The organism is Zobellella iuensis (genome assembly GCF_016746085.1).
GTDB lineage: Bacteria > Pseudomonadota > Gammaproteobacteria > Enterobacterales > Aeromonadaceae > Oceanimonas > Oceanimonas iuensis.
Window position 1 is genome coordinate 79,187 of record NZ_JAERTZ010000021.1, and the last position, 23,269, is coordinate 102,455.

The window sequence follows — 23,269 nt, forward strand, 5'->3', positions numbered from 1 at the left end:
ACCATAAGCAGAGAAAAATAAAATATGACAATGGCAGCAGTTAACGAAAGATGATGCCAAGCATCACGGTATAAGCAGGAGCGGATAAGGGTCAACAAGGATATGTTGGATGTATGTAAATTTAGTTAAAACTGTGAGGCGGGCGTGATATTGAGCCAAACGAAGCTCTTTTGTCTGACCCTCCCCCGTCATCCCCGCGCCTCCCCGTCTTGCCCAAGCCTCCCCGTCTTGCCCGCGCCTCCTCCGTCATCCCCGCGAAGGCGGGGATCCAGTGCAGGATGCACCGGCCCGGGCTACGGCGCCGAGTCTGCAGACAACCATGGACTCCCGCCTGCGCGGGAGTGACGGAGTAAAACGCGGGAGTGACGAAGTAAAACGCGGGAGTGACGCCTCCCCGTCTTCCCCGCGAAGGCGGGGAGCCAGTGCGAGGGGCAGCAGAGCAGCAGCATCGAAAAAGGGCGCCTTGCGGCGCCCAAATTGACTTCTCCATTCCTGTTCAGGCGGTGGCGCGGCGCGGGGCGCGCTGGCCCGAGGTGAGCTTGCTCACCAGCACATAGGTGAGGCCGGAGGCCAGGCAGCCGTAGAGCGGGCCTTCCACCCAGCCGACCTTGGTGAACAGCAGGAAACTGCCGCTGGTGACCAGGCCGGTGAACATGGCGGCCAGGGCGCCGTAGCCGTTGCCCTGCCAGAAGGCGGAGATGAACACCGGGCCTATCATCACCGCCAGCAGGGTGCCGGAGCCCAGGATGCCGAGCCAGGACAGCATAAAGGGCGGCGCGTACAGCATCATCAGGAAGCCGACAGCACCGAGAATGGCCACCCAGATGCGGTTGATCCACAAAATGCGGGCACCCGAGGCCCGGCTGTGCGGGAACAGGGCGGTACGCAGATCGTGGGAGGCGGCGCTGGACACGGTGTGCAGCAGCGAGTTGGCGGTGGACTTCATGGCGAACAGGATGAACAGGGTGATCACCCCCGCCAGGGCCGGGTGCAGGAAGTTGGCCAAATACACCGGCATGGCCTGATCCGGCTCGGCCAGCTCCGGGTGCGCCACCCGCACATACATGCCGACGATGGGCACCAGGCTGAGCAGGCAGCCCATCGGCGCCACCCAAATGGCCACCTGGTGCATTTTCACCGTGGGTTTAAAGGCCAGGAAACGCACCGCCATATAGGGCAGCACGGCGGTGAACAAGAAGGCATAGGGCAGCACCAGGAACACCGAGCCCCGGCTCTCGCCGTAGGGCGCCGAGGTGGTGGGGTTGAGCAGCTGGGGATCGATGGCGTTGAGCCGCTCCACCATTTCCATGGGGCTGACGTCGGTGAACACCTGCACCATCATCACCAGGGCGCCGATGCCCATGCCCGCCACCATCAGGGTATCGGTCCAGGCCACCGCGGCCAGGCCACCGAGCATGGTGTAGAGGATGATCACCGAGATCATCAAGAGCGCGCTCTCACTCAGGCTGATGCCGAGCCAGGAGGCGCCCAAGAGCCCCACCGCCTTGATCTGGCTGGTGAGGAACACCAGCAGCAGCACTATGGTAATGGCCGCCGCCACCCCCTTGACCCAGCGTTCCAGCAGGGCGCCGCCGCCGTGCAACTGGGCCACGTATTCGGGAATGGTGCAGCTGCCCAGCTCGTCGGCCCGGCGGCGCAGAAAGCCGGCGAAGTAGAGCACGGCAATCACCATGGCCGGGGCGAAGAAGAAATTGCCCAGCACCTCGATGGAGCCGAACTCGTAGGCCACCCCCGGCGAGCCCATAAAGCCCCAGCCGCTGAAACCGGTGGCCACTATGGTGCCGGCGCCCACAAAGGGCCCCAGGCTGCGCCCGGCCACCAGAAAGCCGGTTTCGTCGCTGTCTTTCACCACCCGGCTGGAGAGATAGCCTACAAGAATCAATATTCCGAACGAGCCCAATAGCAGGGCCCAGTTCAACCACTGGTAATTTTCCATCTCAAGTTCCCTTTAACGTGTGTTGGCCCGGCCGTTCAGCAACGGCGGTAGTCTTTGCGCACATACTGCCGGTAGCCGTAGGCCAGCGCGGCCCAGGCGAGGATGATGGCGTTAAGATAGGCAAACCATTCCATGGTCCAGGATTGCATCAACATGACTTCTACCTCTTCGAGCAGCCTCTGCCGAGGCTGGTTTAAGTTCCCTGATTCCACCGGCTTGGCCGGCCTCACCAGAAGTAGGCAGGCGGTAACCACTCCTTCTACCGCCCTTGCATAACCGGATAGGTAAATCCCGGTTTAGCGTACGCCCTCGATGCTAGGGCCCCGCCGGGCATAACAGAAATGAATACTTCAAATCAGACCATTTGGGATGTTAATTGGTTGTTGCCAGGCGGATCGGACGCTCCCCCGTCTTGCCCGCGAAGGCGGGCATCCAGGGCTGGGTGCGCCGGCCCTGGCTACGGCGCCTGGTCTGCAGACGCGCATGGACTCCCGCCTTCGCGGGAGTGACGGAGTAAAGCGCGGGAGTAACGGAGTAAAAGACGGGAGTGACGAAGTAAAAGGCGGGAATGACGAAAGAAGCGCGGGAGTGACACCAACGTCGTCATGCCCGCGAAGGCGGGCATCCAGGGCTGGGGGCATAGAAACCCAGGTATGGCGGCGGATGTTTTAAATTATCTCCATCCACAGATCCCGCCAGCCGGGGTTTTGCCCTTCAATCAACCGTATCTTCCAGGCCCGGTTCCATTTCTTGAGCTGTTTTTCGCGGGTAATGGCGGAATACATATCGGCGTGCCGCTCAAAGTACACCAGCAAATGCAGTCCGTATCGGGCTGAGAACCCTTCCACTTCTTCCTGCCTGTGTTGCCAGATGCGCTGCACCAGGTTACTGGTTACCCCGGTGTACAGGGTTCCGTTTCGCTTATTGGCGAGGATGTAGACTGCGGGCTGTTTGAGCATCGTGATAAGCCACCTGGTGACGATGTTCCCAAGTGTAGCGAGGAAATGACAACAAACCGGCGCGATGCCTAAATGATTCGGTCATGCCCGCGAAGACGGGGAGCCAGGGCAGGGTGCACCGGACCGGGCTACGGCGCCCGATCTGCAGACCCCATAGACTCCCGCCTTCGCGGGAGTGACGAGGTGAAGCGCGGGAGTGACGGAAGAAATACGGGAGTGGCGGAGTAAAAAGCGGGAGTGACTTTTCCCCGTCTTGCCCGCGCCTCTCCGTCATCCCCGCGAAGGCGGGGATCCAGGACAAGGGGCACCGGACCGGGCTACGGCGCCTGGTCTGCAGACCCCATAGACTCCCGCCTGCGCGGGAGTGACGAGGTGAAGCGCGGGAGTGACGGAAGAAATACGGGAGTGACGGAGTAAAAAGCGGGAGTGACTTTTCCCCGTCTTGCCCGCGCCTCTCCGTCATCCCCGCGAAGGCGGGCATCCAGGGCAAGGGGCACCGAACCGGGCTACGGCGCCTGGTCTGCAGACGCACATGGACTCCCGCCTTCGCGGGAGTGACGGAGTAAAGCGCGGGAGTGACTCCTCCGCCGTCTTGCCCGCGAAGGCGGGGATCCAGGACAAGGGGCACCGGACCGGGCTACGGCGCCCGATCTGCAGACCCCATAGACTCCCGCCTTCGCGGGAGTGACGAGGTGAAGCGCGGGAGTGACGAGGTGAAGCGCGGGAGTGACGAAGTGAAGCGTGGGAGTGACGAGGTGAAGCGTGGGAGTGACGAGGTGAAGCGCGGGAGTGACGGAGGAAGCGCGGGAGCGACGCCTCCCCCGTCTTGCCCGCGAAGGCGGGCATTCAGGGAGGCGCCGGCGCCTGGCGTTAAAAACTGGCGTTGTGCGGGGTTCTTGGGAAGGGGATGGCGTCGCGGACGTTGCCCAGGCCGGTGACGTAGGCCACCATCCGTTCCAGGCCCAGGCCGAAGCCGGCGTGGGGCACGGTGCCGTAGCGCCGGAGCTGGCGGTACCATTCGTATTCCTCGGGCTTCATGCCCAGCTCCGCCATTCGCGCATCCAGCACCTCCAGCCGGTGCTCGCGCTGGGAGCCGCCGATGATCTCGCCGATGCCCGGCGCCAGCACGTCCATGGCGGCCACTGTGGTGCCGTCGTCGTTGACCTTCATATAGAAGGACTTGATGTCCTTGGGGTAGTTCTTGACCACCACCGGGCTCTTGAAGTGCTCCTCGGTGAGGTAGCGCTCATGCTCGGAAGACAGGTCCGCCCCCCAATACACCGGAAACTCGAACTCGCGCGGCGCCTGCGCCAGAATGGCCACCGCCTCCGTGTAGTCGATATGCACAAAGTCCATGCCGGCCAGCTGATCCAGCCGGGCCAGCAGATCCTCGCCCACATAGCCGGAGAGAAAGCGCAGATCGTCGACGCGCTCGGCCAGCACCGCCCGGCAAATCGCCTTGAGCAGCGCCTCGGCCAGTTGGGCGCTGTCGTCCAGATCCGAAAAGGCCACTTCCGGCTCCACCATCCAGAACTCGGCCAGGTGGCGGCTGGTGTTGGAGTTTTCGGCCCTGAAGGTGGGGCCGAAGGTATACACCTTGCTCAGGGCGCAGGCGTAGGCCTCGGCGTTGAGCTGGCCGGACACGGTGAGGAAGGTCTCCTTGCCGAAAAAGTCCTGGCCGAAGTCGACCCGGCCCTGCTCATCCCGCGGCAGCTCCTGCAGATCGAGGGTGGACACCCGGAACATCTGCCCCGCCCCTTCGCAGTCGGAGGCGGTGATGATGGGCGAGGCCACCCAGAGAAAGCCCTGCTGATCAAAAAAGCGGTGAATGGCCTGGGAGATGCAGTTTCTTATCCGGGCCACGCTGCCGATCACATTGGTGCGCGGCCGCAGGTGGGCGTGCTCGCGCAAATACTCGATGCTGTGGCGCTTGGGCGCCATGGGGTAGCTCTCGGGGTCGTCGACCCAGCCGACCACCGTTACCTCCTCGGCCAGCAGCTCCAGCGCCTGCTGCTGCCCCACCGACGCCACCAGTTGCCCCTTTACCACCAGGGCGCAGCCGGTGGTGAGCCGGGTGACCTCGGCCCGGTAGTTGCCCAGGCGCTCGGGCGCCACCACCTGCAGGCTGTCGAAACAGGAGCCGTCGTACAGATTGATAAAGGACAGCCCGGATTTGGAATCCCGCCGTGTTCTTACCCAGCCCTTCACCACCAGGGTGTCGCCCGGCTGGTGGCGGCCTTTTTTTATCTCGCTAATAGCGGCATGCATGCGCAGCCCCCCGTACATCACATGGGGCAGGCCACCCGCGGTGGCCTGCCATGGGTTACCCGATGGGCGTTTTATGCTCAGATAAAACGTTCCGACACCGATCCGAAAATGCCCTCGACGCAGACGTTGAACAACAGCCGGCCGTATTCCTCGCTGGCGTTTTTGGCCGACGACAGGGTGCCGGAAGACGGCACCCAGCTCGGCTCCGGCGGGAAGATGTCGTAGGGCGGAAAGGTGGCCGGATGGTGGTGCACCACCTTCTCCATGTTCACGCATTCCGGGTGCAGGTGGAGCATGAGCGAGGTTTCCAGCACGCCGCCGTGCTCCACGTCCCAGCCGGTAAAGCCGTCGGGGAACACGGTTGCGATGGTGTCTTTGGTGACGTAGTCCCAATAGGACAGCAGCATCACCTGGGCCTGAATGCCCTCGTGGCGCAGGTGCTCCAGGGCCAGATCGATGCCCTCCACCAGGAACATGGAGTTTTCGAAATGGCCGTTCACCAGCACGAACTTGCGGTTGCCGTGGCGGGCATAGGCCACCAGCACGTCCTTGACCACGTCGATCAGGGTTTTGCCGTTGATGCAGGTGGTGCCGGGAAAGAAGTTGCCGCCGCCGGACTTGACCTGCGACTTGTAGCCGTAGGAGATGGGCGGCGCCACCAGGATGGCACTCGACTTGCTGGCCACCCCTTCGGAGATGGCCTTGGGAATAAGCACGTCCGGGTTCATCGACATATGGGGGCCGTGCTGCTCGATGGCGCCTATCGGCAGCATGATGACAGCATTGCCATCCTTCACTTTGGCGGCGTAGGTTTGCCAGTCCATCAATTCCAGGTTAACCATGACTTCATACCTCTTTGGAGTTAACTATGGCCGCGCCATACAGGCTGGCATCGCTTATTTTCTTGTGCTCGGCCCTGACCCCCTTATAGAGGGCGGCGCACATCAGCAGCATGATCAGGGAAAACGGCAGGGCCGCGGCGATGGAGGCAGTTTGCAGCGAGCTTAGCGCCGCCTCGCCGCCCACGAACAGCAGCACCGCCGCCACCACGCCCTGCATTACGCCCCAGATCACCCGGTGCCGGCTGAGCGGGTGTTCGTCCCCTTCGCTCATGATGGTGGTGAGCACCAGGGTGCCGGAGTCGGACGAGGTGATGAAATAGGTGGCCACCATGATGGTGCCGACGATCATCGCCAGGGTGGACAGGCCGCCCAGATCCATGCCCTGGAAGGTGGCGTAGAGCGCCTTGGCCACGTCGTTGTTTACCACGGCGGCGATGCCGGCATCCTCGAACAGATCCAGGTAGAGCGCGGTGCCGCCGTAGGCCGCCAGCCAGACGAAGGACAGCAGCGAAGACACCCCGACCACGCCCCAGATAAATTCCCGGATGGTGCGGCCGCGGGACACCCGCGCCACAAACACCCCCACGAAGGGCGCCCAGGACATCCACCAGCCCCAGTAGAACACGGTCCACCAGCCCTGCCACATGCCTTTCCAGCTGGCGTCGGCATCGGTGACCGCCTGGGTGGGCGTTTCGATATAGAAGTTGAACTTGAGCAACTGGGTCAGGTAATCGAAGGTGCCGGCGAAGAAGGTTTTAAGGATGTACAGCGAGGGCCCGAAGGCGAAGAAAAACAGCAGCAGCAGCACCGTGAGCCACATATTGCCGATGGACAGGTACTTGACCCCCTTCTTCAGCCCGGTGAGCACGGAGATGAGGGCGCAGAGAGTGATCACCACGATCAGCACCAGCTGCACGCCCGGGCTTTGCGGAATGCCCCAAATTTCCGACAGGCCGGCGTTGATTTGCTGCGCGCCCATGCCGAGGGAGGTGGCGATGCCGAACAGGGTGGCGAACACGGCAATCACGTCGATCAGCACGCCCCAGCGGCCGGTGACCTTGTCGCCGAACAGGGGGTAGAGGGTATAGCGAATGCTGAGCGGCTTGTTCAGCCGGTAGCAGATAAAGGCCAGCGACAGCCCCACCACGCAATAAATGGCCCAGGCGTTCAGCCCCCAGTGAAAGAAGGAGATGGCCATGGCCGAATCGGCGGCGGCCTGGTTGCCGGTGGCGGGAGAAAAGGGCGAGCCGCCGGAAAAATGGAACATGGGCTCGGCGATGGACCAGAAGATGATGCCGATGCCCTGGCCTGCGGCATAAACCATGGCGAACCAGGCGAAATAGCCGAACTCCGGCTTTTCATCGTCCCGCCCCAGCCGGATTTTTCCGTACTTGCTGCAAGCGATCCAGATGCAGAACACCAGGAACAGGGCCGCCAGCAGCACGTACCAGGCATTGGCGGACAGGGTGATCACCGTTCTGACGCTATCGACCAGGGCGGCGGACTCACCCGGATAAATGAGCGCAAAGCCGATCAGCCCCACCGTGATCAGCAGGGAAATAAACATGATATAGGGGTTAATGCCCTTCAATGGGCCATTATTGAGAACCATGACGTCCAACTCCTTAGAACTGCTCGAAACAAGCTGTTCTCATTAACCTCAAGATACCAGACAAGCCCCCTGGGGTGCTTGCGGGCATCTCCCATTTTCAAGCTGCCACGCTCTCCATCGCGCTGCAGACGGCGTAGTAAATCACTGCTCCTTATTGCTGCATCGGGCTGCCGGGGGCCCGACCCTTGGGGTGCAGCGATTAAAACGAAAAAGCCCATCCCCGGCGCGGGGATGGGCCCTGTTATCAGCCCTTGATGATGTTGTACTCGGGGCCGAACGGGAAGCGGGTGATGTTCTCCACCCCGCTTTCGCTGATCACCAGGATGTCGTGCTCGCGGTAGCCGCCGGCGCCGGGCAGCCCTTCGGGCAGCATGATCATCGGCTCCATGGACACCACCATGCCCGGCTGCAGCACCGTGTCTATGTCTTCCCGCAGCTCCAGCCCCGCCTCGCGGCCGTAGTAGTGGCTGAGGGTGCCGAAGGAGTGGCCATAGCCGAAGGTGCGGTATTGCAGCACGTCGTGCTGGGCGAAGATTTCGTTCAGCTCGGCGGCGATGTCGCAGCAGCGGTTGCCGGCCTTGATCAGCTCCAGGCCGCGGCGGTGCACCTTGCAGTTGATCTCCCACAGCTCCAGGTGGCGGTCGGAGGCGTATTCGCTGAACAGGGTCCGCTCCAGGGCGGTGTAGTAGCCGCCGATCATCGGGAAGGTGTTCAGGCTGAGGATGTCGCCGGCCTCGATCTTGCGGCTGGTGACCGGGTTGTGGGCGCCGTCGGTATTGATGCCGGACTGGAACCACACCCAGGTGTCCATCAGCTCGCCATGGGGGAAGGTGCGGGCAATTTCGCGCACCATGGCCTGGGTGCCGGCCAGGGCCACTTCATACTCCGGCACGCCCACGGCAATGGCATCGCGAATGGCGGCGCCGCCCACGTCCGCCACCCGGGCGCCCTGCTTGATAAGGGCGATTTCTTCCGCCGACTTGATCATGCGCATCTTCATGGTGGGCACGCCGATGTCCACCAACTCGGCCTCGGGCAGCGCGGCCTTGAGCTTGTCCAGGTTTTGCAGGCTGAGGTGGTCGAATTCCACCCCCACCCGCCGGGCGCCGCCAATCAGCTGCTGCACGGCGCGGAAGAAGTTGTCTTTTTGCCAGTCGGTATACACCAGGTTGTCGCCCAGGGCGTTGCGGCGATAGGGCTGGCCGCCGTCGATATTGGCGGTGATGGTGGTGTGGATGTCCTGGGTGACCGCCAGGCCGTAGTCGCGGCCGAAACGGCAGTACACAAAATCACTGAAGTAGTTGATGTTGTGGTAGGAAGTGAACAGCACCGCATCCACCTCGTTGGCGGCCATGTACTGGCGCAGCTTTTGCTGGCGGGAGAGCATCTCCTCGCGGGAGAACATGCCGCGGACTTTTTCGCCGTTGGGGATGCTGAGGGTGTTGGGCATTTGCATGGTAAGACTCCTTCCTTGTAGCTGATGGTTGCTGCGCCGAGAAACACCGGTTTAGCGCATAACCCCGATGCTAGAGCCCCACCCGCCATAAAAGAAATGAATACTTCAAATCAGCCCATTTGGGATGTTAATGCGTTGTTATGGTGCGCCGCGCGCCAGGGTGAGGCCCCAACACCCGGCATCCCCGCACTCCCCTCGTCATCCCCCACTACTCCGTCATCCCCGCCATCCCCCGTCATCCCCGCATTACTCCGTCATCCCCGCGAAGGCGGGGAACCAGGCGCCCCCTCAAACACCACCAGCACCAACCGAAGAGCCCCATCCCACACCGGCCACTCCCCCATTCCCCGTCATCCCCACACTCCCCCCGTCATCCCCGCACTCCCCCGTCTTCCCCGCGAAGGCGGGGAACCAGAGCAAGCCGCTCCGGCCCGAACAACGGCACTTGGTCTGCAGACACGCCTGAGCCCCCCACCCCGCCGAACCGGATAAAACTTAACCAAACAACACCAAACTCCAACAAACGCCTCGCAAAATGCGCCCTTTGTCATTGCCTTTTCACCATGACGCGACAAGAATGGACACAAACGAGGAAGCAGGGATGCGCTTAAGCCTGAGATCAGTGACGGGCGGTAGCGTGGGTTTTGCTTGGCTCAATAGCATCAGTTGCTAACATTTTATACAGGTATATCGATCAGAAAATGCGGTATAGGCACGAGATCACTAATCGGACTTATTGTTAACTACAATGGTGACTATTAAAGAGCCAACAAAAAAAGAAAATAATTAATCACTACCGAAGGATTCAAGACAGGATCTGGGGTAACAGGCAGGAATACATGCTCTAGTTTTGAATAAAAAAACCAATAAATCAACGAGAGTCAACCACTTACACTTGAAATAGGCAGCCAACCTTATGAGTGAAAACAAGAAAAATCGATATACAAACTGTTAGATTTATAAGGACAATAACGTGCAATTTAAGGGATTTGGATTTTCTGGATATCGCAGCTTCGGTAACGAGCTAGCTAAAATATATCCGTTGAAGAAAGTTAACCTGATCATTGGGAAGAACAACACAGGAAAGTCCAACATAGTTAACTTCCTTAAAGATCAATATTCTTTCTTTCTAGGAAAAGCGAAAAATCAACGCCAAATTGGTAGACAGCAAGAATCTCCATTTAAAGATATTGATCGACATATATCTGATGAGCGTGCAACTCATAGAATCTCATTCCCAATTCCGAGAGACGAAATAGATGAGTATATCAGTGGAAAGTTGCCAGACGAAAGCAGGCATCGCATTCCTCGAAATTCTGCTAAGAAGCTTTTAACTTCCGATGTTTTTTCTGACTCTAATGGCAACATCTGGTTTACATACTCATCTGATAATCCGAATGGCGAGTTTAAGCTCGAAATTGATGCAACATCAATCGCCACAGTACTTGAACATAGAGAATGGAATCAGCTATGGATGAGTTTAACAAGTCGCAGTGGCGGTAACATTAATGCCAATTGGATCCCAGAAACTTTGCGATCACTGGCATATGTTCCGCCTAATGAACCTAATGTCGAAGTCATACCAGCCATTAGAAAAATTGGCATCGTCGGTTCCACAGCCAATGATTATAGCGGAGAGGGGATAATAGAACGGCTAGCAAAGATCCAAAACCCACCTCTTTCGGAACAGGCTAAGAAAGAAAAGTTCGTATCTATTAATAAGTTCGTACGCGAGGTCCTAGAAAATAATACTGCAGAGATAGAAATACCATATTCCAGAGATATGATATTGATTCACATGGACGAAAAAACCCTACCACTGGAATCGTTGGGTACAGGAGTTCATGAGGTCATAATATTAGCTGCTGCTGCAACGCTGCTGGAAAATAGTATTTTATGCGTAGAGGAACCAGAACTTCATTTACACCCTTTGCTTCAGAGAAAGCTAGTAAAGTACTTATCTGAAAGCACAAATAATCAGTATTTTTTCACTACCCATTCCGCACATTTACTTGATGCAGTTGAGTCGGAAATATTTCACGTTACGCAGCGAAACGGGGCATCTGCCGTAACATCAATTGCCAGCACAAAAGAGAAGTCAAGTATATGCAATGATCTCGGATATAAAGCATCAGACATCCTTCAAGCAAATTGTATTATTTGGGTAGAGGGGCCATCGGATAGAATATATTTAAATTATTGGCTTGCATCTATAAACACAAAGATGATTGAGGGGGTTAATTACTCTATCATGTTTTATGGCGGCCGATTATTTAGTCACCTTACCGCGCTTGATACAGAAGAGCTTAACGAAAGAATTGAAGATTTCATATCTGTTAGAAATCTAAATCGCAACACTGTGATCATGTTTGATAGCGATAAAGATCATCCTAGAGCAAAAATTAGTTCAACCAAACAAAGACTAAAACAAGAGTTTGATAATGGCCCCGGGTTTGCTTGGGTAACGAAAGGTCGAGAAGTAGAAAACTATTTGGAGCATGATAAGGTCGAAGAAAGCGTTTTGGCGGTGCATCCCTCAGCCTCTAAACTGGTAGAAGTCGGTGATTGGAGCAACCTACTAAAATATCGTAAAAGAAGTAGCTCGAACGAAAAAACTGCCAACAAAGTAAAAATCGCGAGACACTATGTCAGCAACTATCCAGCTAATTTTGATATTCTAGACTTAAGAGAAAAGATAACGAAACTCAATACATTCATTGAGTGGGCAAACGGAAATTAAATGTAACAGCAACATTAATTTAGACGTTGATAGCAGTAGCCTTTTGTGTGTTTCACAGCACAAAAGCCGCCAGTAGCCTACTGCAGTTGAGGCAGACGTTATACCTTACTTGATAGCTGATGGAAAAAGGAGGTTTCTATGCCATGCACTAATTACCACCCACGACGCCTAGATGAGAGTTTATTAATCACGCTGAATGAACATCAAATGCATGGACACGGGCGTCATAAATGCTGTCAGTGTGCTTATAACTCCGGTTATGAACAAGGCTTTGTACTAAGAGAAACTATAACCCTGGATATCAACGCATTAGGTGACTCCCAAGCCTACGCCGACGGTCGCCACAAAAGCGTTCATCAAGCGTTTGCTTTGGGGTATAACCATGGCATTCAAGACTTCATAAATCATAATCGGTAAGCATAAGCAGGATAATCTAAAGGGAGCGCAATTAACATCTGTAATTAAAGGGTTAACAGACTTCCAAGAAGTAAGGGGAATTAACCCTCCAGTTACTGCATATAACTCTAATTCTAGACTACTAAAAGCAGCAGACTCTACATTCTTCTTTTTTATAAAGAGTGCTGTTCTGGAATCAATAAAATATGAGATTGCATGTCCACTCGATGGACTAGATTACTAAGTCAAACAAAAGGCAAGACTTGACCCCATTACTCTAGAGTAGTTTCACTCTAATTTATACCAATCTTATTGCATCAAGGTATTTAAGATGGTAGTATATCTAGGCTTTTGATAGGGGCAAATAAGTCGCTGATCAAGAGGAGCATAACAGGTTGTCAAGTCCAATCGGCAAGCCACCAAGGCAAGCTGAGCAGGTAGGCAGCAAGAACTGGAACAGGGTCTTCATAGATACCTCCACGGTTATAGTTATAGCATAATCCATTTCTAACATGACGCGGCTAGAGCTCTTGGGCTCATAGATGGTTGTTTTAACAACTTGGTTAAGCCGAGGTAAGACGAGAGGAATTGCCGCAGTTCTAAGTCTGCCTCGGTTTTGCTAGAGTATCAAAATGTCTTCAAGTAAACCTCCGTGGTATCGAAGTCGTAGTTATCTACATTTCTATTTACCTGTTAGTTTCAAAAAAGCGCGAAACTTAGTAACTAACCCTGAATTAGTTTCAAAGCACGCATTTTTCCCCTTAATTAATTACGCTGTCGAATCCAAAAAAATTAAAAAGGATAAAAAAACCCATAAAATTGATATGGCAGTTAAAGAACGTCCGATAGCCTACTCAGCCCACATAGACAGCCACATTTACGCGTATTATGCCAGCCTCCTAAGTAAAAAATACGAAATTCAGCTAAAAGCTGCCGGATTGACAGACTGCATCCTCGCCTTTAGAGGCTTGGGAAAAAGTAATATTGATTTTGCTTGCGAAGCTTTTGAGCAAATTAAAATTATGGGAGAGTGCAGTGCTGTCGCACTAGACTTTTCTAAATTTTTCGACACTTTAGATCATTCAATTCTAAAAGAAAGTTGGGCTAATTTGCTTGTAGAAGCAAAGCTTCCTGCAGATCATTTCAACGTCTTCAAGTCAATAACTCAGTTCTCACAAGTAAATAAAATCGAGCTCTATAAAGAATTTAGCATATCACTCAACAACCCTAAAAATGGTAGGAAAAGAGTTTGTTCGGCAAAAGAGTTTCGTGAAGTTGTCAGGGAAAAGAAGCTCATTAAAACTAATAAAGCTCCATTTGGCATACCCCAAGGTTCACCAATTAGTGCTCTGCTTTCAAACATATACATGTTTGAATTTGATGCAGAAATGAAAAGGTACATGGATATTCATGGTGGAAAATACTATAGATATTGTGATGACATGCTCTTTATTGTTCCAGCACCACTGAGAGACAGCGTAGCTGGTTTTGCTCAAGAAAGGGTTAAACAACTAAAAGTTTCAATTAACACTAATAAAACAGAGTTAAGAACTTTCACCTATCAAAATGGTGTCCTTACTGCCGATCAAATGCTTCAATATTTGGGTTTTATGTTTGACGGTGAAAATGTTTATATTCGTTCATCTTCACTTGCAAGATACTCGGAGAAAATGAAGCGTGGAGTTCGCTTAGCGAAGAAAACCATGGATAAGTATAACGCTGTTCGAACATCCAAAGGTCTACCTGAAAAAGGATTATACAAGCGTAAACTATACAGCCGTTATACGCACTTAGGTGGTAGAAATTTTGTTACGTATGGTTTGCGTGCTGCTAATAAAATGAAAAGCAAAACTATAAAGCGTCAATTGAAGCCTCTCTGGCGTAGATTTCACGAAGAACTCGACAAATAAATATAACAAACACATCAAACATCACTTCGCTCACTAGGGATCAGCTGAGGCTAGCCCCTTAGTCAAACGTTATACGATTCGCAAGGACAGAGTGAAAATGCAATACGCGATATGTAAAAGTGATAATGAAGTATGGGAAGCTTCTCGATTTGCACAGTTAGAAACTTCTGCTCTTGAATCAAAAAGGAGAAACCTAGCTTGTACTGAATGTGGTGAGTTTGCTTGGTTTAGAAAAGAAAGCAGGCATGGACACCCAGCACACTTCTGTGCTCATCACGATCCAGATTGTGAGCTGAAAATTAACTATGCCTCGACTGATGATCTAGCCAATGAGGGAACAGGGCTAGAAGACGAAGTTTCAAGTGGGAAGACTATTATTGTCCGCCTGGATCAAGAAACTGGTGGTGATGTTGAGGTAACAACAAAGCAACACCCTCCAAGGGAGGGTAGAGAGGAAGGTGGTAAAAGATTTGTCTTACGAGGTAGAGAGCGCCAGTCAAATCAACAATTTACGCTAAGAAGAATATTACACCGATTAGTTAAAAGCTATGAGTTCAGGGAATCAGATACGCAAGTCGTTTTCTACAAAAACAATGATGAAATAATGTTATCTGGTCCAGTCAAAGATATAGTGACAAGCTTTGATGAAATAACCAGAGAAAAGCATCATGATAAAACAAACTTTTATTGGGGTCCAATTGCTTCTGTAGGGAAAACTGCTGATGGAAAAATATGGCTAAATTCAACAGAAGATTATAATTCAGCAAGTGTTGTTGTTTTCGATGATATCGCCAATATATTTTTACAACTTTTCAACATTGACGATTTAGATGATCTTTTGGGAGCCTGGGTACTTGTTGCAGGTAATTGTTGGTTTAGCGGTGGTGGTTCCGGAAAACCTATAATTTGGTGTGGCACCCCAAACTATATTTTTGTCAGAAAATACAGAGACCCAAACTTGCAGTAAGCACGAGAATCGTATAATAAGTAAATCTAGATGGCGCCTACAGCATACCTGATTTAGGCGCGAGGCGCCCACGCAACATGCGATAATCACAATGAAGTTATTGATTTAATCGAACACATAGTGATATCCAATGCGGCTTTCTGATTTTATATACTCTGTAAAACTATAGAATATTTTTTCGGAATTAGCCGAGGATAGCTTGCCAGATTCCACAATAAAATAAAAACGCCGGCTTTCGCCGGCGTTTTTATTCAATCCTCAAAACCAACCCAACCTACTTCCTCAATACCCCCTCCTCTACCAGCAGGTCGTAGATGGCCTTGGCGGCAGCCTGGGGGTCGTTGCGGATGATCTGGCCTTTTCCGCCTTGTGCCTTGGCGGTGGCTTGCTTGAAGCGGTCGGCGGCGGTTTTGGCGCTGGCCACTTTCAGCCGTTTTGGCCTGGGCTTGGCGTCCTGCAGGGTCCAGCCGGCGCGGTCGGCGTCGGGCTTGGGGGCGGCCGGCTGCTGTTCGCTGATGCTGCCGCGCCGGGCCTTGGCAAAGGCCAGTTGGCGGGGGCTGGCCGCGGCTTCGTCCACGCTGGCCACAAAGGGCAGGCGCACGTTCAGGCGGCGGCGCTGGCCCCGGGGCAGGGCCTGCAGCAGGGTCACTTCGTCGCCGTCAATCAGCTCGATGGCGGCAATGCCGGTCACCAGCGGCCAGCCCAGGCGTTCGGCCAGCAGGTAGGGCAGCATGCCGGAGCCCTCCCCCTGTTCGGCGCGCACCCCGGTCAGCAGCAAGTCGGGCTGCAGCTCGTTGAGGTAGGGAGCCAGCAGCTCCAGGGCGTCGTCGTCCGGGCCCTGGCGCAGCACCGTCAGCCGGTTAAGGCCCATGCCCAAATAGTCCTGCAGCGCCGGCTGGGCCGGGCTGCCGGCGTGAATGGCCTCGAGCTTGCCGCCCAGGGCAAAGCCCAGCTCCAGGGCGCTGGCGTCCTGCAGGGCGCGGCGGGCGCGGCCCGACACCGGGTGGCGGCCTTCGCTTACCAGCACCGCTATGTTGAGGGAATGATCAGGCTGCATCGCTTACCTCCTGGGCCGGCCGGGCCTCTACCAGCGCCATCAGCGCCGCCAATATTTCGCTGCTGTCGCCGATGGCGCTCAGGCTTGCGCGTTTTACCATGTCGCAGTCGGTGTCCTGGTTGATGGCCACCACCTTCTCCACCTTGCCGATGCCCTGCAAGTGCTGCACGGCGCCGGAAATGCCCACCGCAATGTACACCCGGGCGCTCACCCAGGTGCCGGTGGCGCCCACCTGGCGGTTGCGCGGCATAAAGCCGTCGTCCACCGCCACCCGGCTGGCGCCTTCGGCCGCGCCCAGCAGGGTCGCCGCCTGGTGGAACTGCTCCCAGTCGTGCACGCCGTTGCCGGCGGAGAGGATAAACTCGGCCTCGGCCAGGGGAATGTCGGCGGGATCCACCGCCACCCGGCCGCCGTCCTGCACCCGGGCCCGCAGCAGGGCTTGCGGCTCAAACTCCACCGGTTTCGCCTCGTAGCGGTGATCGGTGCAGGGCAAGGCGCATTCTTCCAGCAACAGCAGCAGCCGGCACAGGGGGCGCACCAGATCCTGGTGGCCGGCGCCGGTGCGGGCGATCACTTGCTCGCCTTCCCACTTCCACACCCCGGTGGCCGGGCGCTCGCCCAGCTCCACCGCCAGCCGGCGGCCCAGCTCGGCGGACTCGCCCGCATCGGGGAACAGCCAGTGCAGCGGCTTGAACTCGCGCTCCACCTGCCGGCACAGCTGGGTCCAGGCTTCCGGCTGGTAGCCTTCCACCCCATCCAGTTGCAGCAGCCGGTCTATCCCCGCCTCTTCAATGCCTTCTTTCAGCTCGCCGCACAGCACCCCCAGCACGGCGGTGCTTTGCGCCTGCGCCGCCGCCAGCTGCTGGGCCAGGCCCAGCACGTCCTTGCCGTGGGCGGTAAGGCGCCCGCCGGAAAGGGGCAGCCACACCGCAATGTAGCCCTGGGGCTCCACCACCTTGTGCAGGGGCAGCTTGGGCTGCTCGCTGCGCTTTTTGGACAGCTGCGTCACTTCACCGCCGCCGGCCAGGTTCAGCCGGTCCAGCCGGCGCAGGCCGCTGGGGCCGAGCTGCCACTGGGGCCGCGGGTTCTTGCGCAGCAGGCCGCTGGGGCCGCGCAGGGGCTGGCCGCTCAGCTCGGCATGGCGCGGGTGCAGCCGGTTGCGGCGGATCCAGGCCAGGCGCGGATCCTTGCGAATAAGATCAGACATGGGCTTCCTCCTTTTGCCGCTGCGGTTGCTCCTGGGCCGGTTGGGCCAGGGCCTCCAGCAGCAGCTCGGCAATGTCCTTCACCTGGGGCCGGGGCTCTACCACCCCTTCCATCATCAGGGTGCACTGGGGGCAGGCCACCGCCATCAGCTCGGCGTCCACCTCCCGGGCGTCGTCCATGCGCATGTCGGCAATGCGGCGCTCGCCGGGAATGTCGGTTACCGGCGCTCCGCCGCCGCCGCCGCAGCAACGAGAGCGGAAACCGCTGCGCTCCATCTCGCTGCGCTCGAAGCCCAGCTGATCCAGCAGGTAGCGCGGCGCGTCGTACACGCCGTTGTAGCGACCGAGATAACAGGGATCGTGATAGGTGAGCTTGCCGCTCTGGCCGCCGTTGAAGGCGAGCTTGCCGTTCCGGTGCAGCTCCGCCAGCAGTTCGCTGTGGTGCTCCACCCGGTAGTCGCCGCCCAGCTCCGCGTATTCGGTGCCCAGGCACTGCAGCGAATGGGGATCGGCGGTGACGATGCGGTTAAAGCGGTACTTGCCCAGGGTTTTGATGTTGGCCTTGGCCAAGCGCTGGAAGGTGGCTTCGTCCCCCAGCCGGCGGGCCAGGTCGCCCGAGTCCAGCTCCTCGTTGCCGAGGTAGGCAAGGTCCACGCCACCGGCGCGCAGCAGCTGCACCAGGGCACGCAGGGTGCGCTGGTTGCGCATGTCGAAGGCGCCGTCACCCACCCACAGCAGCACGTCGGCTTCCTGCACTTCCTTCATCAACGGAATGTTGAGGTCGGCGGCCCAGTTGCTGCGGCTGGCGGGGGCCATGCCGCCCGGGTTGTCGGTGGCGATCAGGTTTTCCAGCACTTCCTGGCCCTTGCCCGGGGTCTGGCCCCGCTCCAGGGTAAGGAAGCGGCGCATGTCCACCACCGCGTCCACGTGCTCGATCATCATGGGGCACTCTTCCACGCAGGCGCGGCAGGTGGTGCAGGACCATAATGTCTGGCTGTCCAGCATGCTTTCCACCAGCGGCTTGTCGGGGCAGCCGGTGCGGGCGGCGTTTTCCTGGCCCGGATGCGGGCTGCCGCGGTAGCTTACTTCTTCCTGGGCGGCGAGGCTGATCACCATGTCCTGGATCAGTTTCTTGGGGTTGAGCGGCTGGCCGGCGGCAAAGGCCGGGCACTTGCTCTCGCAGCGGCCGCACTGCACGCAGGCGTCAAAGCCCAGCAGTTGGTTCCACTTGAAGTCGGTTACCTTCTCCACGCCCAGCTTGTCGGCGGTGAGATCCAGCGCCTTCAGGCCGGTGTCGCGGCCGCCGCCGAAGCGGGCTTGGCGACGGTGAAAGGCCAGGTGCAGGGCGCCGGCAAAGGCGTGCTTCATGGGGCCGCCCCAGGCCATGCCGAACACCAGCTCGCCCAGGCCCCAGGTGCACAGGGCCAGCAGCAGCAGGGTCAGCAGGGCGCCGCCGGTGCCCTCGGGCAAAATGCCCGCGGCCGGCAGGGTGGCGATAAAAAAGCCCAGGGCAAAGGCCAGCAGGCTTTTCGGCAGCCGCTGCCAGGGCCCGCGCGAAAGGCGCGAGTTGGGCAGCTCACTGGCGGGCTTGCGCCGGCGCTTCCATACGAACAGGGCGCCCACCGCCATCAGCAGGCTGGCCGCCAGCAGCGGCCACACCAGCCAGGCGCTGTGCAGGCCCAGGCCGTGCACCAGCACCACCAGCACCAGCGCCAGCACAAAGCCGCCGCCGGTGGCCACGTGGGTGTTGGACATATACTTGTCGCGCGCCACCACGTGGTGCAGGTCCACCAGGTAGCGGCGCGGCATGGCGGCCAACCCGCGCCAGAAGTGCACGGGGCTGGACTGGCCCCGGCGCCACAGCCGCACCCGGCGCGCGGCGCCGATGGCGGCCAGGGCGAAGGCCAGCACTAACAGATAAGGGATCACAGGCTCGAACATAGCGGGCACCTCGGCAGGGCCGGGGTTGCCCCCGGCCCCTTGGCTCAGAAGTCTTTACACAGACGCAGGGCGTCGTAAATGGCGGCGTGGGTGTTGCGCTGGGCCACGCAGTCGCCCAGGCGGTAGAGCAAGTAGCCCTGGCCGTGCTGCGCCAGCGCCGGCTGGGCCTGGGCCGCGTACAGGGCTTCCAGATCGATCTGGCCCTTGTTCACGGAGTCGCCCTTCAGCTCGTAGTAAAGCCGCTCGTCCGGACGGACGCCGTTCTCCACCACCACCTGGTCCACCACCCGCTCTTCTTTCTGGCCGGTGTATTCGTTTTCCAGCACCGCGATGAGCTTGTCCCCTTCCTTGTACACCTTGTGCAGGGCCATGTCGGAGCTCATGATCACCTCCCGCTCGTACAGGGAGCGGTAGTAGGTGGGGAAGGTGGTGCCGCCGATGGCCGCGCCCGGCTTGATGTCGTCGGTCACCATTTCCACCAGGCTGCCCTTGGACGCCAGGTAGTCGGCCACCGACATGCCGGAGAATTCGCAGATGGTGTCGTACACCAGCACGTTCTTGCCCGGCTCCACCTTGCCGGAGAGGATATCCCAGCTGCTCACCACCAGGCCTTCGGCCGCGCCCCACTCGGGGTTCTGCTCGATAAAGGGGGTGCCGCCCACCGCCAGGATCACCACGTCCGGCTTTTCCGCCATGATGGCGGGCATGTCGGCGGCGGTGTTCAGCCGCAGGTCCACCTTGAGGCGGGCCAGCTCCAGGGCGTACCAGCGGGTGATACCGGCAATCTGGTCGCGCTGGGGCGCCTTGGCCGCCAGGGTGATCTGGCCGCCCAGTTCGGGCGCCTTTTCAAACAGCACCACGTTATGGCCGCGTTCGGCCGCCACCCGGGCCGCTTCCATGCCGCCGGGGCCGCCGCCCACCACCACCACCTTGCGCAGGGGGCCGTCGGTTTTTTCGATGAGATGGGGCAGGCCCATGTGCTCGCGGGAGGTGGCCGCGTTCTGGATGCAGAGCACGTCCAGGCCCTGGTACTGGCGGTCGATGCAGTAGTTGGCACCCACGCATTGGCGAATTTGGTCCACCTGGCCCAGCTTGATCTTGGCGATCAGGTGCGGGTCGGCGATGTGCGCCCGGGTCATGCCCACAAAGTCCACATAGCCGCCTTCGATAATACGCTGGGCCTGGGTGGGATCCTTGATGTTCTGGGCGTGGATCACCGGCACGCTCACCACTTCCTTGATGCCCGCCGCCAGGTGCAGGAAGGGCTCGGGCGGGTAGCTCATGTTGGGGATAACGTTGGCCAGGGTGTTGTGGGTGTCGCAGCCGGAGCCGATAACGCCGAAAAAGTCGACCATGCCGGTGTCGTCGTAGTATTTGGCGATCTGCTTCATGTCGTCGTGGCTGAGGCCGTCCGGGTGGAACTCGTCACCACAGATACGCATGCCCACCACAAAGTCCGGGCCCACTTCGGCGCGCACCGCCTTGAGCACTTCCATGCCGAATTTCATGCGGCCCTCGAAGGTGCCGCCCCATTCGTCGGTACGCTTGTTGACCCGCGGGCTCCAGAACTGGTCGATCAGGTGCTGGTGCACGGCAGACAGCTCCACCCCGTCCAGGCCCCCTTCCTTGGCGCGGCGGGCGGCCTGGGCGTAGTCGCCGATGATGCGCCACATTTCTTCCGGCTCTATGGTTTTGCAGGTGGCGCGGTGCACCGGCTCACGGATGCCGGAGGGCGATACCAGGGTGCTCCAGTCGTAGCCGTCCCAGCGGGAGCGGCGCCCCATGTGGGTAATTTGAATCATGATCTTGGCGCCGTGCTTGTGCATGGCGTCGGCCAGGTTCTGGAAGTGGGGAATGATGCGGTCGGTGCTCAGGTTAACCGAGCTCCACCAGCCCTGGGGGCTGTCGATGGACACCACGCTGGAGCCGCCGCAAATGGCCAGGCCCAGGCCGCCCTTGGCCTTTTCTTCGTAGTATTTGACGTAGCGCTCGGTGGTCATGCCGCCGTCGGTGGCGTACACCTCGGCATGGGCCGTGCTCACCACCCGGTTGCGGATAGTGAGCTTGTTGATGTTCATGGGTTGAAACAAGGCGTCGAACTGTCCCATCCTGGAATCCTCTAGTACATGCCGGGCCTGGGGCCCGCCGAAAATTAAAACCTGCTCGCTTCGTCACTTTCGAGCCCTGCCCTGGATGCCCGCCTTCGCGGGCATGACGGGAGTGGATGTCACTCCGCGGCCCTTCTCGTCATACCCGCCTTCGCGGGCATGACGGGTGGCACCGTTACAGCGGGCTCACCTCGAACAGGCCGTAATCGCAGCCGGTCTGGGCGCCGCTCTGGGTCTGGCGTGCAACTGTGCGCACCGGATGGCCCAGGCTCTGGGCAATCTGGTCCATGGCGCCGGCGAACCAGCCGGTGAACATGTAGTCCACCATGCGGTCCACCTTGCCGTACTGGTAGACGAAGGCGGAGTGATCCAGCCGCACCTTGGCGGTGCCGGCGGGGATGTCCAGCTGTTCTATGGTGAACAGGCCCCAACCACGCTGGGACAGGCGCTTCATGTAGTGCTCGAACACCGCGTCGCCGCTGATGCCGTGGCACTCGGCCTCTTTCTCGCACCAGTGCCAGGCAGACTTGTAGCCGGCCTTGTACAGGATCTCGGCGTAGCGCTCGGGGCCCAGCTCTTCCTCTATGGCCATGTGGTTGTTCACGAAGAAGTGGCGCGGCACATAGAGCATGGGCAGGGCGTCGGTGGTCCAAACGCCGGTGTCGGCGTCTACTTCAATCGGCATTTCGGGTGCATGTACTGACATTGTGGTTTCTCCCTCGCTTCCTTTATATGTTGCTTATTCGCCCCAGACGTCCTTGAGCACACGTACCCAGTTGCCGCCCATGATCTTCTCCACCAGGCGCGGGGAGTAGCCGTGGCGCAGCAGGGCCTCGGTCAGGTTGGGGAAGTCACCGATGGTACGAATGCCCTCGGGGTTGATGATTTCGCCGAACCGGGTCAGGCGGCGGGCATAGCCCTTGTCGTGGGTCAGCCACTCGAAAAAGTTCTGATCGTGACCCTGGGTAAAGTCGGTGCCGATGCCGATGGCGTCTTCACCCACCAGATCCAGCACATAGCCAATGGCCTCCACGTAATCTTCGATGGTGGAGTTGATGCCGTTTTTCAGGAAGGGGGCGAACATGGTCACGCCCACGAAGCCGCCGTGCTCGGCGATAAAGCGCAGCTCTTCGTCCGACTTGTTGCGCGGGTGGTCCTTGAGCCCGGCGGGCAGGCAGTGGGAGTAGCACACCGGCTTCTGGGAGGCCAGGATCACTTCTTCCGAGGTTTTGGCGCCCACGTGGGACAGATCGCACATGATGCCGACCCGGTTCATTTCCGCCACCACCTCGCGGCCGAAGCCGGACAGGCCACCGTCGCGCTCGTAGCAGCCGGTGCCCACCAGGTTCTGGGTGTTGTAGGCCATTTGCACTACGCCCACACCCAGTTGCTTGAAGATTTCCACGTAGCCCAGTTGATCCTCGAAGGCGTGGGCGTTCTGGAAGCCGAGGATAATGCCGGTGCGGCCTTCTTCCTTGGCCTTGAGGATATCGGCGGTAGTGCGCACCGGGCGGATCAGGTCGCCGTGTTCCCGGAAATGGCGGTTGAACTCGGCGATGTTGTTCACCGTGGCCTGGAAGCCCTCCCACACCGACACGGTGCAGTTGGCGGCGGTAAGGCCACCGCGGCGCATATCTTCGAACAGTTCGCGCCCCCAGTTGGCGATAATCAGGCCGTCGATCACTATCGATTGTTGGTGTACTTCAGCTGCACTTTGCATAGCCAGACCTTCCTTGCATTTATTTGACGGGTGAACCGAGTTCACCGGATTCAGAGGCAGTCTAGCCCGCGGGTCCCCCCGCCCACTGGCTGAAAACGACGAACGCATAGCCAAAAACGTCACTGTTCAGA

The 23,269-nt window shown here is 58.1% G+C and carries 15 protein-coding genes; 3 read left to right on the forward strand and 12 right to left on the reverse strand.

The genetic code is table 11. From position 1 onward, the window contains the following. Nucleotides 1-496: 496 nt before the first annotated feature. The 6 genes from JKV55_RS09870 to JKV55_RS09895 form a co-directional block, all read right to left on the reverse strand. On the reverse strand, nucleotides 497-1,957 hold the full coding sequence (locus JKV55_RS09870; RefSeq protein ID WP_202084746.1) for a sodium:solute symporter family protein: 1,461 nt from the start codon (nucleotides 1,955-1,957) through the stop codon (nucleotides 497-499). A gap of 668 nt (nucleotides 1,958-2,625) precedes the next feature. Then, nucleotides 2,626-2,916, reverse strand: coding sequence for a GIY-YIG nuclease family protein (locus JKV55_RS09875; RefSeq protein ID WP_202084748.1), 291 nt, complete (start codon nucleotides 2,914-2,916; stop codon nucleotides 2,626-2,628). 870 nt (nucleotides 2,917-3,786) lie between these two features. Continuing rightward, nucleotides 3,787-5,184: an asparagine--tRNA ligase gene (gene asnS / locus JKV55_RS09880; RefSeq protein WP_202084751.1), complete on the reverse strand. Its 1,398-nt coding sequence runs from the start codon at nucleotides 5,182-5,184 to the stop codon at nucleotides 3,787-3,789. A 77-nt stretch (nucleotides 5,185-5,261) separates the two neighbouring features. Beyond that, nucleotides 5,262-6,026, reverse strand: a complete 765-nt coding sequence (locus JKV55_RS09885; protein ID WP_202084753.1) for a creatininase — start codon at nucleotides 6,024-6,026, stop codon at nucleotides 5,262-5,264. 4 nt (nucleotides 6,027-6,030) lie between these two features. Further along, the gene (locus JKV55_RS09890) at nucleotides 6,031-7,638 is read right to left on the reverse strand and encodes a BCCT family transporter (protein WP_237332799.1); all 1,608 of its coding nucleotides are present in this window, start codon (nucleotides 7,636-7,638) and stop codon (nucleotides 6,031-6,033) included. A gap of 244 nt (nucleotides 7,639-7,882) precedes the next feature. Continuing rightward, nucleotides 7,883-9,094, reverse strand: a complete 1,212-nt coding sequence (locus JKV55_RS09895) for a M24 family metallopeptidase (RefSeq protein WP_202084755.1) — start codon at nucleotides 9,092-9,094, stop codon at nucleotides 7,883-7,885. A gap of 973 nt (nucleotides 9,095-10,067) precedes the next feature. Here JKV55_RS09895 and JKV55_RS09900 point away from each other — a divergent pair. The 3 genes from JKV55_RS09900 to JKV55_RS09910 all read left to right on the forward strand — a co-directional run bounded on the left by JKV55_RS09900 (nucleotide 10,068) and on the right by JKV55_RS09910 (nucleotide 15,107). After that, nucleotides 10,068-11,834: an AAA family ATPase gene (locus JKV55_RS09900; protein WP_202084757.1), complete on the forward strand. Its 1,767-nt coding sequence runs from the start codon at nucleotides 10,068-10,070 to the stop codon at nucleotides 11,832-11,834. A gap of 1,028 nt (nucleotides 11,835-12,862) precedes the next feature. Next, entirely contained in the window at nucleotides 12,863-14,140 is a 1,278-nt protein-coding gene (drt2, locus tag JKV55_RS09905) for an antiviral reverse transcriptase Drt2 (RefSeq protein ID WP_202084759.1), read from the forward strand. Nucleotides 14,141-14,237: 97 nt separating this feature from the next. Further along, nucleotides 14,238-15,107, forward strand: coding sequence for a hypothetical protein (locus tag JKV55_RS09910; RefSeq protein WP_202084761.1), 870 nt, complete (start codon nucleotides 14,238-14,240; stop codon nucleotides 15,105-15,107). A gap of 274 nt (nucleotides 15,108-15,381) precedes the next feature. On the opposite strand, the gene etfB is transcribed toward JKV55_RS09910, so the two are convergent. The 6 genes from etfB to JKV55_RS09940 all read right to left on the reverse strand — a co-directional run bounded on the left by etfB (nucleotide 15,382) and on the right by JKV55_RS09940 (nucleotide 23,138). Further along, nucleotides 15,382-16,164 (reverse strand): electron transfer flavoprotein subunit beta, encoded by a 783-nt coding sequence (gene etfB, locus JKV55_RS09915; protein WP_202084763.1) that lies wholly within the window; start codon nucleotides 16,162-16,164, stop codon nucleotides 15,382-15,384. Continuing rightward, entirely contained in the window at nucleotides 16,154-17,371 is a 1,218-nt protein-coding gene (etfA, locus tag JKV55_RS09920) for an electron transfer flavoprotein subunit alpha (protein WP_202084764.1), read from the reverse strand. The genes etfB and etfA overlap by 11 nt, the downstream gene beginning before the upstream one ends. Further along, complete coding sequence (locus JKV55_RS09925) at nucleotides 17,364-19,310, reverse strand: (Fe-S)-binding protein (RefSeq protein WP_202084766.1); 1,947 nt, start codon at nucleotides 19,308-19,310, stop codon at nucleotides 17,364-17,366. Before JKV55_RS09925 ends, etfA begins: the two co-directional genes overlap by 8 nt. A gap of 44 nt (nucleotides 19,311-19,354) precedes the next feature. Then, nucleotides 19,355-21,418: a dimethylglycine demethylation protein DgcA gene (gene dgcA / locus JKV55_RS09930; protein WP_202084768.1), complete on the reverse strand. Its 2,064-nt coding sequence runs from the start codon at nucleotides 21,416-21,418 to the stop codon at nucleotides 19,355-19,357. Between the two features lie 175 nt (nucleotides 21,419-21,593). Next, nucleotides 21,594-22,124: a 4-vinyl reductase gene (locus tag JKV55_RS09935; protein ID WP_202084770.1), complete on the reverse strand. Its 531-nt coding sequence runs from the start codon at nucleotides 22,122-22,124 to the stop codon at nucleotides 21,594-21,596. Between the two features lie 33 nt (nucleotides 22,125-22,157). After that, nucleotides 22,158-23,138: a dipeptidase gene (locus JKV55_RS09940; protein ID WP_202084773.1), complete on the reverse strand. Its 981-nt coding sequence runs from the start codon at nucleotides 23,136-23,138 to the stop codon at nucleotides 22,158-22,160. Nucleotides 23,139-23,269 lie beyond the last annotated feature (131 nt).